General features: G+C 44.5%; 11 protein-coding genes and 1 pseudogene. 8 read left to right on the forward strand and 4 right to left on the reverse strand.

From position 1 onward, the window contains the following. Nucleotides 1–110 precede the first annotated feature (110 nt). The 8 genes and pseudogenes from NXV01_RS07800 to rodA all read left to right on the forward strand — a co-directional run bounded on the left by NXV01_RS07800 (nt 111) and on the right by rodA (nt 11,591). The gene (locus NXV01_RS07800; RefSeq protein ID WP_122136212.1) at nt 111–2,069 is read left to right on the forward strand and encodes an ABC-F family ATP-binding cassette domain-containing protein; all 1,959 of its coding nucleotides are present in this window, start codon (nt 111–113) and stop codon (nt 2,067–2,069) included. A 47-nt stretch (nt 2,070–2,116) separates the two neighbouring features. Next, on the forward strand, nt 2,117–4,153 hold the full coding sequence (locus NXV01_RS07805; RefSeq protein WP_148364236.1) for a M13 family metallopeptidase: 2,037 nt from the start codon (nt 2,117–2,119) through the stop codon (nt 4,151–4,153). A gap of 151 nt (nt 4,154–4,304) precedes the next feature. After that, nucleotides 4,305–5,829 (forward strand): annotated as a pseudogene (gene purH / locus NXV01_RS07810) (bifunctional phosphoribosylaminoimidazolecarboxamide formyltransferase/IMP cyclohydrolase). An 89-nt stretch (nt 5,830–5,918) separates the two neighbouring features. Continuing rightward, entirely contained in the window at nt 5,919–6,941 is a 1,023-nt protein-coding gene (locus NXV01_RS07815) for a rod shape-determining protein (RefSeq protein WP_004304915.1), read from the forward strand. Between the two features lie 7 nt (nt 6,942–6,948). Then, the gene (gene mreC, locus NXV01_RS07820) at nt 6,949–7,794 is read left to right on the forward strand and encodes a rod shape-determining protein MreC (RefSeq protein WP_122136129.1); all 846 of its coding nucleotides are present in this window, start codon (nt 6,949–6,951) and stop codon (nt 7,792–7,794) included. Continuing rightward, on the forward strand, nt 7,791–8,288 hold the full coding sequence (mreD, locus tag NXV01_RS07825) for a rod shape-determining protein MreD (protein WP_195649246.1): 498 nt from the start codon (nt 7,791–7,793) through the stop codon (nt 8,286–8,288). Before mreC ends, mreD begins: the two co-directional genes overlap by 4 nt. A gap of 2 nt (nt 8,289–8,290) precedes the next feature. Next, nucleotides 8,291–10,153, forward strand: a complete 1,863-nt coding sequence (gene mrdA, locus NXV01_RS07830; RefSeq protein ID WP_148363874.1) for a penicillin-binding protein 2 — start codon at nt 8,291–8,293, stop codon at nt 10,151–10,153. Beyond that, complete coding sequence (rodA, locus tag NXV01_RS07835; RefSeq protein WP_148363873.1) at nt 10,134–11,591, forward strand: rod shape-determining protein RodA; 1,458 nt, start codon at nt 10,134–10,136, stop codon at nt 11,589–11,591. The genes mrdA and rodA overlap by 20 nt, the downstream gene beginning before the upstream one ends. A gap of 10 nt (nt 11,592–11,601) precedes the next feature. Here the strand turns inward: rodA and gldH are convergent, their stop codons facing one another. The 4 genes from gldH to metF are packed head-to-tail and all read right to left on the reverse strand — an operon-like array spanning nt 11,602 to nt 15,682. Next, a complete protein-coding gene (gldH, locus tag NXV01_RS07840; protein ID WP_195649245.1) occupies nt 11,602–12,075 on the reverse strand; it encodes a gliding motility lipoprotein GldH in 474 nt (157 codons plus the stop codon). Continuing rightward, nucleotides 12,053–13,588: a regulatory iron-sulfur-containing complex subunit RicT gene (locus NXV01_RS07845; RefSeq protein ID WP_195649244.1), complete on the reverse strand. Its 1,536-nt coding sequence runs from the start codon at nt 13,586–13,588 to the stop codon at nt 12,053–12,055. Before NXV01_RS07845 ends, gldH begins: the two co-directional genes overlap by 23 nt. Nucleotides 13,589–13,602: 14 nt before the next feature. After that, entirely contained in the window at nt 13,603–14,727 is a 1,125-nt protein-coding gene (locus NXV01_RS07850; RefSeq protein WP_148363870.1) for a DNA polymerase III subunit delta, read from the reverse strand. Between the two features lies 1 nt (nt 14,728). Further along, the gene (gene metF, locus NXV01_RS07855; protein WP_074558936.1) at nt 14,729–15,682 is read right to left on the reverse strand and encodes a methylenetetrahydrofolate reductase [NAD(P)H]; all 954 of its coding nucleotides are present in this window, start codon (nt 15,680–15,682) and stop codon (nt 14,729–14,731) included. Nucleotides 15,683–15,711 lie beyond the last annotated feature (29 nt).

The raw sequence follows: 15,711 nt of genomic DNA on the forward strand, positions 1-15,711 counted from the left end.
ATTCAATCAGAATGACTGCTTTTTTGTTTTTCATAACGTATAATACTAAGCTGTATCTAATAAATATTCAGTATCTTTGCAGTCCAAAATGTTATAAATCAGAAGCAGAAGTGATTTCAGTAGAAGGATTATCAGTAGAATTTAATGCGACGCCGCTTTTTGAGGACGTCAGCTATGTAATTAATAAGAAAGATCGCATTGCGTTGGTCGGCAAGAATGGTGCCGGCAAATCAACCATGCTGAAAATATTAGCCGGCTTGCAGTCGCCGACACATGGCATTGTAGCCACTCCGAAAGATGTAACCATCGGATATTTGCCGCAGGTCATGATTCTTTCCGACAACCGGACGGTGATGGGAGAGGCGGAACTGGCATTCGAACATATTTTTGAACTTCAGGCGAGGTTGGAACGGATGAATCAGGAACTAGCCGAACGGACAGACTACGATTCGGAAGAATACCATCAGTTGATAGACCGTTTCACACATGAAAATGACCGCTTCCTGATGATGGGTGGTACAAACTATCAGGCGGAAATCGAACGGACTCTGCTCGGACTGGGATTCAGCCGGGAGGACTTCGAACGTTCTACTTCGGAATTTTCCGGCGGATGGCGTATGCGTATCGAATTGGCAAAATTGCTTTTACGTCGCCCGGATGTACTCTTGCTCGATGAACCGACCAATCACCTCGATATTGAAAGTATCCAATGGTTGGAAAACTTTCTGGCTACACGCGCCAATGCAGTCGTATTGGTCAGCCACGACCGTGCTTTCCTCAATAATGTAACGACCCGTACCATCGAAATCACTTGTGGCCAGATCTATGACTACAAAGTGAAATATGATGAATTTGTAGTCTTGCGTAAAGAACGTCGCGAACAACAGCTTCGTGCATACGAAAACCAGCAGAAACAGATACAGGATACGGAAGACTTCATCGAACGCTTCCGCTATAAAGCTACCAAAGCTGTACAGGTGCAGAGCCGTATCAAACAGCTGGATAAAATAGACCGCATTGAAATAGATGAAGAAGATAACTCCTCACTTCGTTTGAAGTTTCCTCCTGCCAGCCGTAGCGGAAACTATCCTGTGATTTGCGAAGATGTACGCAAAGCGTATGGCAGCCATGTTGTTTTCCATGATGTAAACCTCACTATCAACAGGGGAGAGAAAGTAGCTTTCGTCGGTAAGAATGGAGAGGGTAAATCTACATTGGTAAAGTGTATCATGGGAGAGATTGACTTTGATGGTAAGCTCACCATCGGTCATAATGTACAAATCGGCTATTTTGCACAGAATCAGGCGCAAATGCTGGATGAGAACCTGACTGTATTCGATACGATCGACCGGGTAGCTACAGGCGATATCCGTCTGAAAATACGTGATATACTGGGAGCTTTCATGTTTGGAGGCGAAGCCTCGGACAAAAAAGTGAAAGTCCTCTCCGGTGGAGAACGTACCCGATTGGCAATGATTAAACTTCTTCTGGAACCCGTCAACTTCCTGATTCTGGACGAACCGACCAATCATTTGGATATGCGTTCGAAAGACGTATTGAAAGAAGCGATCCGCGAATTTGACGGAACCGTAGTTCTTGTCAGCCACGACCGTGATTTTTTGGATGGACTTGCGACTAAAGTATATGAGTTCGGTGGCGGACTGGTAAAAGAACACCTCGGCGGTATCTATGAATTTCTGCAAAAGAAAAAGATAGATAGCTTGAACGAACTTCAGAAAGGGGCAGGCTTATCCACTTCTCCTACGGCATCTGCCAAAGGAAATAATGAACAGGAAGCCGCACAACCTTCGGAAAACAAACTCTCTTATGAAGCTCAAAAAGAACTGAATAAGAAAGTGAAGAAACTCGAGCGCCAAGTTGCGGATTGCGAAACCTCGATCGAAGAAACCGAATCGGCCATAGCCATTATAGAAGTGAAAATGGCCACTCCCGAAGGAGCTTCGGATATGAAACTGTATGAGCAGCATCAGAAACTGAAACAGCAGTTGGATACTATTGTTGAAGAGTGGGAGCGAGTTTCGATGGAACTGGAAGAAGTGAAAGGCTAGAACTTCCTTTCCAATAGCATGATAATTCTATAACATATTATATGAGTATGAAAGTAACCAAGTATTTACCAATTCTTGCCGTATGCCTTATGACAACAGGATGTAACAGTAAGAAAGAGGCCGTGCTGACGTCCGGTATCGACCTTGCTAATCTGGATACCACGGCTGTGCCGGGTACAAGTTTTTATCAATATGCCTGTGGAGGTTGGGTGAAAGATCATCCGCTGACAGACGAGTATTCACGTTTTGGCACATTCGATATGTTGCGCGAAAACAGTCGTGAACAACTGAAAGCATTGATTGCCGAATTGGCAGCAAAGAAAGATAACGCACCGGGCAGTGCTGCCCAGAAAGTAGGCGATCTTTATAATATCGCAATGGATAGCGTGAAACTGAATCAGGAAGGTGTAGCTCCGATCAAAGCGGAACTGGCAGCCATTGACGCTCTCAAGGATAAAGGAGAAATCTATGCATATATTGCCGAAAGCCAGAAGAAAGGCATCCGTCCTTACTTCACCATGTTCGTAAGTGCAGACGATATGAACAGTTCCATGAATATCGTACAAACCTATCAGGGAGGTATCGGAATGGGACAACGTGACTATTATCTGGAAGATGACGAGCAGACTAAAAATATCCGTAACAAATATCAGGAACACATCGCCAAGATGTTCCAGTTGGCAGGTTATGATGACGCTACTGCACAGAAAGCGGTAAAAGCAGTGATGGACATTGAAACCCGTCTGGCGAAAGCAGCTCGTTCACAAGTGGAATTGCGTGATCCTCATGCTAATTATAACAAGATGGACATGGCAACGTTGAAAAAGAACTTCCCGACTTTCGACTGGGATACTTATTTCACCGTTTCCGGTTTGAAAGATCTGAAGGAAGTGAACATCGGTCAGCCTGCTGCCATGAAGGAAGTAGCCGATGTGATTAACACCGTATCGCTGGACGATCAAAAACTGTATCTCCAATGGGGATTGATAGATGCTGCCGCTTCTTATTTAAGCGATGATTTTGAAGCACAGAATTTCGATTTCTACAGCAGAACAATGTCCGGCAAGAAAGAAATGCAACCTCGTTGGAAACGTTCTGTGAGCACCGTAGACGGTGTGCTTGGCGAAGTGGTAGGACAAATGTACGTGGAAAAGTACTTCCCTGCTGCTGCTAAAGAACGCATGGTTACACTGGTGAAGAACCTGCAAACTTCTTTGGGTGAACGCATCAAAGGTTTGGAATGGATGAGCGAACCGACCAAAGAAAAAGCGTTGGAGAAACTGGCTACCTTCCATGTAAAAATCGGTTATCCTGATAAATGGAAAGATTACTCTGCACTGGAGATCAAAAATGATTCTTACTGGGCAAATATTGAACGTGCGAACCAATGGGATTACAACGAAATGATTGCTAAAGCCGGCAAACCGGTAGACAAGGATGAATGGTTGATGACTCCCCAGACTGTGAACGCTTATTATAACCCGACTACCAATGAAATCTGCTTCCCGGCAGCCATCCTGCAACCTCCGTTCTTCGATATGAATGCGGACGATGCTATGAACTACGGTGCAATCGGCGTGGTCATCGGCCATGAGATGACTCATGGATTTGACGATCAGGGACGTCAATATGACAAAGACGGAAACCTGAAAGACTGGTGGACGGAGGAAGATGCTAAAAAGTTCGAAGAACGTGCCCAAGTAATGGTGAACTTCTTTGACAGCATTGAAGTGGCTCCGGGCGTACACGGAAACGGTAGCCTGACATTGGGAGAGAACATCGCCGACCACGGAGGTTTGCAGGTTTCTTTCCAGGCTTTCAAGAAAGCAACAGAAGCTGCACCACTGGAAATTGTTGACGGATTTACTCCGGAACAACGTTTCTTTCTTGCTTATGCTAATGTGTGGGCAGGAAATATCCGTCCTGAAGAAATTCTCCGGTTAACTAAACTCGATCCTCACTCATTAGGAAAATGGCGTGTGGACGGTGCTCTTCCTCATATCGAAAATTGGTATGAAGCATTCAAAATTACCGAGCAGGATCCGATGTTTGTACCTAAGGATAAACGAGTGTCTATCTGGTAATAGATTTTGAATAGAGAACACATATGCGAAGAGGCGTTGATTTTCCATTGAGGAGGGTCAACGCTTTTTTTTATTAATTCACACCTTATTTATTACGTACGATAAACAATATTTCGTAACTTTGCACACCAAATACTTAATAAGCAATTCAATGTCAGAGTCTAAAAAAATAAAAACTGCATTGGTATCTGTATACCATAAAGAAGGTTTGGACGAAATTATTACCAAACTTCATGAAGAGGGAGTAGAGTTTTTGTCGACAGGCGGAACTCGTCAGTTTATTGAATCATTGGGATATCCTTGCAAGGCAGTGGAAGATTTGACCACTTATCCTTCTATTCTCGGTGGTAGAGTAAAGACATTACATCCGAAAATATTCGGAGGTATCCTTTGCCGTCGCGGCTTGGAGCAGGATATGCAACAGATTGAGAAGTATGAAATCCCCGAGATAGATCTGGTGATTGTTGATTTGTATCCGTTTGAAGCTACGGTAGCTTCCGGTGCATCTGAAGCAGATATTATTGAAAAAAATCGATATAGGCGGAATCTCTCTGATTCGTGCCGCAGCCAAGAACTACAACGATGTAATCATTGTGGCTTCTCAAGCTCAATACAAACCATTGATGGATATGTTGATGGAGCACGGTGCTACTTCTTCACTCGAAGAACGCCGTTGGATGGCAAAAGAAGCATTTGCCGTTTCTTCTCATTACGATTCGGCTATTTTCAACTATTTCGATGCCGGCGAAGGCTCTGCTTTCCGTTGCTCGGTAAATAGCCAGAAGCAACTTCGTTACGGTGAGAACCCACATCAGAAAGGTTATTTCTACGGAAATCTGGAAGCGATGTTCGACCAGATTCACGGAAAAGAAATCTCTTATAACAATCTTCTCGATATCAATGCTGCCGTTGACCTGATTGACGAATTCGACGACCTCACTTTCGCTATCCTGAAACATAACAATGCTTGTGGACTGGCTTCCCGCACTACTGTTCTGGATGCTTGGAAAGACGCATTGGCCGGTGATCCGGTTTCTGCTTTCGGAGGTGTATTGATTACGAATGGCGTCATTGACAAAGAAGCAGCGGAAGAAATCAACAAGATTTTCTTCGAAGTGATTATCGCACCGGATTATGATGTGGATGCACTCGAAATCCTGGGACAGAAAAAGAACCGCATCATCCTCGTTCGTAAAGAAGCCAAATTGCCTAAAAAGCAATTCCGTGCTTTACTGAATGGTGTATTGGTGCAGGATAAAGATACTAATATTGAAACGGTAGCTGACCTGAAAACCGTGACAGACAAAGCTCCTACTCCGGAAGAAGTAGAAGATATGTTGTTTGCCAATAAAATTGTAAAGAACAGCAAGTCTAATGCCATCGTATTGGCAAAAGATAAGCAACTTCTTGCAAGCGGTGTAGGACAGACTTCGCGTGTAGACGCATTGAAGCAAGCAATTGAAAAGGCCAAATCATTCGGTTTTGATCTGAATGGTGCAGTGATGGCTTCCGATGCTTTCTTCCCGTTCCCCGACTGTGTGGAAATTGCAGATAAAGAAGGTATTACGGCTGTTATCCAACCGGGAGGTTCGGTAAAAGACGATTTATCCTTTGCTTATTGCAATGAGCATGGTATGGCGATGGTGACTACCGGTATCCGTCATTTTAAACACTAAAAAAATAAGTATTAAGTTTTTAGTGTTAACTTGCACTGCACAGTTATAATACTTAAACTTAATACTCCACTTTAATAAATTATTCAAGAATGGGATTATTTTCTTTTACACAAGAGATCGCAATGGACTTGGGCACAGCCAATACCATTATCATCACGAATGGGAAAATCGTGGTGGATGAGCCGTCAGTCGTTGCTTTGGATCGCCGTACAGAAAAGATGATTGCCGTGGGGGAAAAGGCGAAGTTGATGCATGAAAAAACCCACGAAAACATACGTACTATCCGTCCGTTGAGAGATGGAGTGATTGCCGACTTTTATGCTTGCGAGCAGATGATGCGCGGTTTGATAAAGCAGGTGAATACTCGCAACCATTTGTTTTCACCTTCTCTTCGCATGGTGATTGGCGTTCCTTCGGGAAGTACGGAAGTCGAACTCCGTGCTGTTCGCGACTCTGCGGAACATGCCGGTGGCCGTGATGTCTATTTGATTTTTGAACCGATGGCTGCGGCAATCGGTATCGGCATCGACGTAGAAGCTCCGGAAGGAAACATGATTGTCGATATAGGTGGTGGTTCTACGGAAATTGCCGTTATCTCTTTGGGAGGTATCGTTTCCAACAACTCCATTCGTACTGCCGGTGATGACCTGACAGAAGATATTCGCGAATACATGAGCCGTCAGCACAATGTGAAAGTCAGCGAGCGTATGGCAGAACGTATCAAGATCAATGTGGGTGCTGCTTTAACCGAACTGGGTGAAGATGCTCCGGAAGATTATATCGTTCATGGTCCGAACCGTATCACAGCTCTTCCAATGGAAGTGCCTGTATGCTATCAGGAAGTAGCTCACTGTCTGGAGAAATCTATTTCAAAGATTGAAACTGCTATCTTGAGTGCATTGGAAAATACGCCTCCTGAACTGTATGCTGATATTGTGCACAATGGTATCTATCTCTCCGGAGGTGGTGCATTGCTTCGTGGACTGGATAAGCGTTTGACCGACAAGATCAACATTCCTTTCCATATTGCGGAAGATCCTTTGCACGCAGTCGCCAAAGGTACAGGTGTGGCATTAAAGAACGTAGACCGTTTCTCTTTCTTAATGAGATAAACCGGGAATGAGGAATTTATTAAACTTCCTTCTGAAATACAATTACTGGTTCCTCTTCATCGTATTGGAGGTAGCCAGTTTTGTTTTGTTATTTCGGTTCAACCGTTATCAGCAGAGTGCATTCTTCACTTCTGCCAATACGGTTGTGGGGGCAGTTTATGAAGTTTCGGGAGGAGTTTCCTCTTATTTTCATCTGAAATCGGTCAATGAAGACCTGATGGACCGGAACATGGTGCTCGAACAACAGATTACTAATCTGGAGAAAGCATTGAGAGAGCGTCAGCTTGATTCTCTGACTATCAAAAGTATTCGGCAGGTGTCGCAAACGGATTATGAGCTGTTCAAGGCTCATGTGATAAAGAACAGCTTGAATCTCGTTGATAATTATATCACACTTGATAAAGGCTCTTCTTCCGGCATTCGCTCCGAAATGGGAGTCGTGGACGGTAATGGAATTGTAGGGATTGTTTATGAAACATCCCCTTCTTATTCGGTGGTGATTTCGGTACTGAACAGCAAGTCGAATATCAGTTGTAAGATTGTCGGTAGCGATTACTTCGGCTACCTGAAGTGGGAACATGGAGATTCGCGCTATGCTTATCTGAAAGACCTGCCTCGTCATGCAGAGTTTAATTTGGGAGATACGGTCGTCACCAGCGGTTTCTCGACTGTCTTTCCTGAAGGTGTCATGGTGGGAACGGTGGATGATATGTCCGATTCTAATGACGGACTTTCCTATCTGTTGAAGATTAAGCTGGCTACTGATTTCGGTAAGTTGAGTGATGTTCGCGTGATAGCCCGGACGGGACAGGAAGAACAGAAGAAACTTGAAAACAAGGTGACGCAAGAATGATAATTACTTATATACATAGAATCGGATGGTTTATCGGCTTGGTGCTTCTTCAGGTACTGATTCTGAATAATGTGCATATTGCCGGATACGCAACTCCTTTTCTCTATATCTACTTTATTCTGAAGTTCAGCTCCGGCACTTCCCGCAATGAACTGATGCTGTGGGCTTTCTTCTTCGGACTGACCATTGATATTTTTTCCGATACTCCGGGAATGAATGCAGCGGCTGCCGTGTTGCTTGCTTTTCTCCGACCCTCTTTGCTTCGTCTGTTCATGCCCCGTGATAATCCGGACAGCCTCATTCCCTCTTTCAAGACGATGGGAATCAGTCCTTTTCTAAAATATACTACTGCAAGTGTTTTTGTGCACAGTCTGGCATTACTCTCCATCGAGTTCTTCTCATTCACCAGCATTTGGCTGTTATTGTTGCGAGTGCTCCTTTGCACTGTTCTGACTGTAACCTGTATCATAGCTATAGAAGGGATTAAGAGGTAACGATGGCAAAAGATTATATCTTAGAGAAGCGCAAATTTGTAATCGGAGGTATTGCTCTCTCCATTGTTCTGATTTATCTGATACGTCTTTTTGTATTGCAGATCATGACTGATGACTACAAAAAGAATGCTGACAGTAACGCTTTTCTGAATAAAATTCAGTATCCCTCACGTGGGGCTATTTACGACCGGACCGGCAAATTGCTGGTATTCAACCAGCCGGCCTATGACATAACAATTGTGCCGAAGGAAGTCGAGAATCTCGATACCCTCGATTTATGCCAATCGCTGAATATCACCCGTTCGCAGTTCCTGAAAATTATGAGCGACATGAAAGACCGTCGCCGTAATCCGGGATATTCCCGCTATACCAACCAGTTGTTTATGTCGCAACTTTCGGCAGAGGAATGTGGTGTCTTTCAGGAAAAACTATTTAAGTTCCGTGGCTTTTATATTCAACGGCGTACCATTCGCCAGTATACCTACAACGCTGCCGCTCATGCTTTAGGAGATATTGGAGAAGTCTCCGCAAAAGAAATGGAGGCTGATGAAGAAGGATACTACATTCGTGGTGACTATGTCGGCAAACTGGGAGTTGAAAAATCGTATGAAAAATATCTTCGTGGCGAGAAAGGAATTGAAATTCTGCTTCGTGATGCACATGGCCGTATCCAGGGGCATTATATGGATGGCGAATATGACCGTCCTTCCGTTCCCGGTAAGAATCTGACATTGAGCCTGGATATTGACTTGCAGATGCTGGGCGAGCGTTTATTAAAGAATAAAATCGGAAGTGTTGTAGCTATCGAACCGGAAACCGGGGAAATCCTTTGTCTGGTATCCTCTCCCAATTACGATCCGCACTTGATGATTGGCCGTCAGCGTGGAAAGAATCATCTGGCTTTGCAACGTGATATGACGAAACCACTTCTGAATCGTGCCTTGATGGGAGTGTATCCTCCGGGATCTACTTTTAAAACAGCGCAGGGACTGACCTTCTTGCAAGAAGGAATTATTACCGAACAAAGTCCGGCATTCCCTTGCTCGCATGGATTCCATTACGGAAGATTGACAGTAGGTTGCCACGCTCATGGTTCTCCCTTGCCTCTGATTCCTGCCATTGCCACTTCGTGCAACTCCTATTTCTGTTGGGGACTGTTTCGTATGTTCGGCGATCGTAAATACGGTTCACCGCAAAATGCCATAACGGTCTGGAAAGATCACATGGTTTCGCAGGGATTCGGCTACAAACTGGGAGTCGATTTGCCGGGAGAAAAACGTGGTTTGATTCCGAATGCACAGTTCTACGATAAAGCTTATCGCGGACATTGGAACGGATTAACCGTAATCAGTATCTCTATCGGACAGGGAGAAATTCTGTCCACTCCTCTTCAGATTGCTAACTTGGGGGCGACGATTGCCAACAGAGGATATTTCGTGACACCGCATATTGTAAAGGAAATCCAGGATAACCAGTTGGATAGCATCTATCGCGTACCGCGTTATACCACTATTGAGAAGAGGCATTATGAATCAGTAGTAGAAGGGATGCGTGGCGCAGCCACCGGTGGTACCTGCCGTATGCTGTCCGTAATGGTTCCGGGGTTGGAGGCCTGTGGTAAAACAGGTACTGCACAGAATCGTGGGCACGACCACTCGGTATTTATGGGTTTTGCACCTATGAATAAACCCAAGATAGCTATTGCCGTCTATGTGGAGAACGGTGGTTGGGGAGCTACTTATGGAGTGCCTGTTGGTGCGTTGATGATGGAACAATATATAAACGGGAAGTTATCACCGGAAAATGAATTAAGAGCGGAAGAAATTAGTAACAGAGTGATATTGTATGGTAACGAGGAACGATAGTTTGTGGAAATCACTGGACTGGGTAACGATTTTTATTTACCTGCTCCTGATTGTTGGTGGATGGTTCAGCGTTTGCGGAGCCAGTTACGACTATGGTGAACGTGATTTTCTGGATTTTTCGACCCGTGCCGGTAAACAGTTTGTGTGGATTATCTGTTCCTTCGGGCTCGGATTTGTGTTGTTGATGCTGGAAGACCGTATGTATGATATGTTCGCGTACATTATATATGTAGGAATGATTCTCTTGCTCATCGTTACCATCTTCATAGCGCCGGACACAAAGGGGTCACGCTCTTGGCTGGTGATGGGGCCGGTTAGCTTGCAACCTGCCGAATTTGCCAAGTTTGCCACAGCCTTGGCTTTGGCCAAATACATGAACTCTTATTCATTCAGCATCAAAAAAGAAAAGTGTGCCTTTATCCTGGGATTTATCATTCTGCTTCCGATGTTATTGATTATCGGTCAGCGGGAGACGGGTTCCGCATTGGTTTATCTCGCCTTTTTTCTGGTTCTTTATCGTGAAGGAATGCCGGGGGTAGTGCTCTTTGCAGGCGTATGCGCGGTAATCTACTTTGTGGTCGGCATCCGTTTTGATGAAGTATTTATTGCCGATACTCCTACGCCGCTGGGAGAATTTATCGTATTGCTGTTGATTCTATTATTTGCCGGTGGCATGGTATGGGTATATCGCAAGAAATGGGCTGCTACCCGCAATATCATTGGTGGAAGTTTGATCATATTGCTGATTACCTATTTAATATCGGAATATTGGGTGCACTTTAGTCTGGTTTGGGTGCAATGGGGGCTTTGTGCTGTAATGATAGGCTATCTGATTTATCTGGCATTAAGTGAGCGGCAACGTACTTATTTCCTGATTGCTCTGTTTGCAATCGGTTCTGTCGGGTTCCTGTATTCTAGTAATTATGTATTTGACAATGTGCTGGAACCCCATCAGCAAGTCCGTATTAAAGTAGTGCTTGGTTTGGAAGAAGATTTGACCGGTGCCGGATATAATGTGAATCAATCTAAGATTGCCATCGGTTCCGGTGGATTAACAGGAAAAGGGTTCCTGAATGGTACGCAAACGAAGTTAAAGTATGTGCCTGAACAGGATACCGACTTTATCTTCTGTACAGTAGGTGAAGAGCAAGGTTTTGTTGGTTCGGCTGCTGTCCTGTTGGCATTCCTTATTTTGATTTTGCGATTAATCTTCTTGTCCGAACGGCAGACTTCGAATTTTGGCCGGGTTTATGGATATTCGGTCGTCAGTATTTTCCTTTTCCACTTGTTTATCAATGTCGGTATGGTGCTGGGCTTGACTCCGGTTATTGGTATTCCATTACCTTTCTTTAGTTATGGAGGCTCTTCTTTATGGGGATTTACGATATTGCTGTTTATTTTCCTGCGGATTGATGCAGGCCGTGGCAGAAGGCTTTAACTTTTACCTTTTACTGTTTTTCAATGCGGATGCCTATATCGCTCAATCCTTGTAGTTTTTCATCTTTCATTCCGTTTATCACTTTGATAGTATAGTTGCCGGAATGCAAGGGGAGGAGAGATTTAAAAAAAGTTTCCGATTGGTAAATGCTTCCCCATCCATGTCCAGTCCATTTCCCTTCAGAATCAGCCAAGCTGAAAGCGATTGTGTCAGTGCGCCATACCGTAGAATCCTGTAGATTCTGACTGATAAATAAGTGGAGGTCATGATAAGGATACTCTATTCTGTTGCGGACTTCTGCAAAAAGCCGGAGGGTAGTGGGAATACTGTCGGTTATGGATATTTGAAAAGAGAGTGTATCACTCTTTTCCCATCCCTCGTCAGGGAGGGATTGATAGGAGTGATACACCGTATTATCATTGCAGGCTGTCAGTAAGCAAGCACTGAATAGAATAAATAAACTATTCTTGAGTAGACTTTTCATTATTTGGCAGTTTCTCCTGATTCTGATTTCTTTCCGGTTTGGAAGGACGCTCCAGATTAGGACGACGTTCTTGACGTTCCTGTCCTTGCTGCTCCCGTTGGCGGTCTTGTTGTTGCGGGCGTTCCTGACCTTGCGGACGTTCTTGACTGGGGCGCTCTTGTCCTTGTGGGCGTTCTTGGTTCTGTCCCCTTTCCGGACGTCTGTTTTCGTTATTCCGTCCCTGGTTCTGTCCTCTGTTCCGGTTGTTATTGTTATTTCTCGGTCGATTGTCCCTTTCCCCTCTGTTGCCGTTTTCTGACGGCTGCGGGCGGTTTTCATTCTCCCGTTGAGGTTGTTGCGGACGATTTCCACCTTCCGTTTGTTGTTGCGGGCGGTTACCGTTATTATTGTTATTGTTTCCTTTCTTCTTCTTTTTATTGTTTCGGTTAGCGTTATTGCCGCCATCTTTATTATTCCGGCTACGGTCAAAGCGGGTAACGCTTTCCTGTTCCAGCAAGTCAACCGGTTTCTTCGGTTCCGGTTTCTTTTCTTCCTCGATCAAGCTGTCCGGTTTCATCCCTTTTTTATTCATGGAGATGACTTCAAAAGCGCGTTTGCCGCTGATTGTAACCAGATTGGCGGGGAAGTTCTTATCCGTAGAGTAAGAAACCTGATTGCTTAGAATATCTGCTTTGAAGAAATAGAAAGTACCATCTTTCGTTTCCAACTCTATCTCTCTCGAAGGAAGTCGTTTTTGCGCTTCTACATAACAGTCTACTTCATAGTTCAGGCAACATTTCAGTTTAGCACACTGTCCGGCAAGTTTTTGCGGATTTAGTGAGATGTCCTGAAAACGGGCGGCACTGGTAGACACAGAAACAAAACTTGTCATCCATGTGGCACAACACAGTTCGCGTCCGCAAGGGCCAATTCCGCCGATACGTCCGGCTTCCTGACGGGCACCGATTTGTTTCATCTCGATACGTACACGGAAAGCTTCGGCCAATACTTTGATTAACTGACGGAAGTCTACCCGTTCATCGGCGATGTAGTAGAAGATAGCCTTATTACCATCTCCCTGATACTCCACGTCACCGATTTTCATATCCAGATTGAGGTTCAATGCAATTTGGCGTGCGCGGATCATGGTAGCGTGTTCTTTGGCTTTGGCTTCGTTGAACTTCTCCATATCCACTGGTTTGGCTTTCCGGTAAACACGTTTGATTTCCGTATCTGCCTTGAAGTTTGCCTTCTTCATTTGCAGGGGAACAAGCCGGCCGGTTAATGTAACTACTCCGATGTCATGGCCCGGAGCAGCTTCTACGGCAACTATATCTCCTTTTTCCAGTTTGATCTTGTTGCTGTTCCGAAAATATCCCTTCCGGGTATTCTTGAATTGCACTTCTACCATGTCACTCTCCTCCGCATTGCCCGGTATGTCAGCCAGCCAGTCGTAGGTATTCAGTTTTTTATCTTGTCGGGAACATCCTTTGCAGCAAAGGCCACCGCTCCCATTATGAAGTTTATATTCCATAAGTTATATATTTATTATTGCTTCAACAGTACGATCATCTTCAGTGAGAAGTCGAAAAATACCATTTTAGCATTTACATTTTGTTCTATATGTAGTTGCGCTTCGCTTAATTCGTCCATGATACCCATCACATTACGTTCGTTGACAAAAGGTGCAAAGCGGGTTGCAAAATTCTGTTCGTTAATAGTCATATACGTCAGATCGCGCTGGTGCAGGTTGAAGATAAAGTTTTCGCGGATCATACGTTGGCAATATTCCAGAAAGTTTTTCTGGCGTTCGCGTCCCATGCTGGCCACCTGTTCACTCCACATCTTCATCTCCTTTATTTTCCGTTGATAGGATAAGCGCATCAGGTTGACAAAGAGCTCGAAGAATAACTGATTCTCCTCATTCAGATGAATCGTTTCGAGTGCCTTGACGAAATTTCCGTTTGCCAGATGGGCAATCGAGATGCTATCCGCAGGCTGAACATGATATTTACTCTGCAATACCCGGTCGATGCTGGCTTCGTCAATTTTCCGCACATTCATACGTTGAGTACGGCTCAAGATGGTAGGCAGGATCATGTCCGGAGCTTCGGAAACCAATAGAAAAATCGTCTTTTCGGGTGGCTCCTCAAGCAGTTTCAGCAACTTATTGGCGCATACCGGGTGCATTTTCTCCGGCAACCATACAATCGTAATCTTGAATCCACCCTCACTGGATTTCAGACTGAGCTTCTTCAGGATCTCATCGCTCTCTTTGGCATAAATCAGCGCTTGAGAGTTCTCCGCATCCATTTCACTTAACCAATGGTTGAGGTTGAAATAAGGATGGTTGATAACGAATGGCCGCCAATCGGCAATATAATCATCACACACTTCTTTCTTGCCTTTCGCACTTTTCACGATGGGGAATACGAAATGCACATCCGGATGTACCAGCTTATTGAATTTCACACAAGACGGACAGACACCGCAAGCATCTTCCTCGCCCCGATTGGTGCAACTGATGTAGCGTGCGTATGCGATAGCCAATGGCATTTTACCAACTCCCTCGGGACCGCAAATGAGTTGGGCATGTGGAATACGCCCCTCGTTCACTTCCTGAATGAGTCGTTGCTTGATTTCTTCTTGTCCGATTACGTCTTTGAAAAACATATCAATAAATGATTTTGGCTACTTCCTTGATACTGTCTACTGCTCCGATGGAGTAGAAATGGATGCTCGGAACCCCATGTTCCATCAACTCCTTGCATTGAGCCACGCACCATTCAACACCCACCTGTTCGGCTTCCGCGTCATTCTTGCATTTCAATGCTTCTTTCACCAGAGCTTCCGGCAAATCCACCTTGAATGTTTTGGGGACCATGCTTAGTTGGGAGATTTTCTTGAAAGGCTTGATTCCCGGAATGATAGGTATGTTGATACCTGCTGCTTTAGCCTGCTCCACAAAATCGAAATATTTCTTATTATCGTAGAATAATTGTGTTACAGCATACTCTGCACCAGCTTCTACCTTCTTTTTCAGCCAGTAAAGATCTGTCTCTATGTTAGGAGATTCTTCATGCTTTTCCGGATAACACGCCACGCCATACGAGAAAGGACTGGCGGTGACTTTCATTTCTGAACCGTCAACGAAGATTCCCTTATTGAAATTATTAATCTGCTCCTGCAATTCAATCGCATGATGATATCCGTCTCCTTCGGGAGTAAAGACCGATTCATGTTTAGCCTTGTCCCCACGAAGTACCAGCAAATCTGTGATATTCAGAAATTGCAAATCCAGCAATACATATTCGGTTTCCTCACGCGTGAAACCACTGCACAGGATATGAGGAACCACAGTAATATTATATTTATTCTGAATGGCTGCCGCTACGGCAACTGTTCCCGGACGTCTTCTCAGGCGGTTTCTCTGAAAGAGCCCGTTGCCGAGATCTTTGTAGACATATTCGCTGCGATGCGTGGTGATATTGATATATTTCGGATCAAATTCTCGAAGAGTGTCGATTGTCTGATAGAGCTTTTCGATTCCGGTTCCCTTCAAAGGAGGGAGAATCTCGAAAGAAAAAGCTGTACCTTTACTGTTATTTATTAAATCAATTACTTTCATTCCTTTTCGTTGATGTTGTTATCTACTTG

The sequence above is a fragment of the Bacteroides sp. BFG-606 genome (assembly GCF_024788145.1).
GTDB lineage: Bacteria > Bacteroidota > Bacteroidia > Bacteroidales > Bacteroidaceae > Bacteroides > Bacteroides vicugnae.

Coding starts and splice junctions, on each gene's coding strand:
- mrdA (WP_148363874.1), top strand. CDS start 8,291: ATGGCAAAAGATTATATCTTAGAGAAGCGCAAATTTGTAATCGGAGGT.
- NXV01_RS07845 (WP_195649244.1), bottom strand. CDS start 13,588: ATGGAATATAAACTTCATAATGGGAGCGGTGGCCTTTGCTGCAAAGGA.
- NXV01_RS07850 (WP_148363870.1), bottom strand. CDS start 14,727: ATGTTTTTCAAAGACGTAATCGGACAAGAAGAAATCAAGCAACGACTC.
- NXV01_RS07815 (WP_004304915.1), top strand. CDS start 5,919: ATGGGATTATTTTCTTTTACACAAGAGATCGCAATGGACTTGGGCACA.
- gldH (WP_195649245.1), bottom strand. CDS start 12,075: ATGAAAAGTCTACTCAAGAATAGTTTATTTATTCTATTCAGTGCTTGC.
- NXV01_RS07805 (WP_148364236.1), top strand. CDS start 2,117: ATGAAAGTAACCAAGTATTTACCAATTCTTGCCGTATGCCTTATGACA.
- rodA (WP_148363873.1), top strand. CDS start 10,134: ATGGTAACGAGGAACGATAGTTTGTGGAAATCACTGGACTGGGTAACG.
- mreC (WP_122136129.1), top strand. CDS start 6,949: ATGAGGAATTTATTAAACTTCCTTCTGAAATACAATTACTGGTTCCTC.
- mreD (WP_195649246.1), top strand. CDS start 7,791: ATGATAATTACTTATATACATAGAATCGGATGGTTTATCGGCTTGGTG.
- metF (WP_074558936.1), bottom strand. CDS start 15,682: ATGAAAGTAATTGATTTAATAAATAACAGTAAAGGTACAGCTTTTTCT.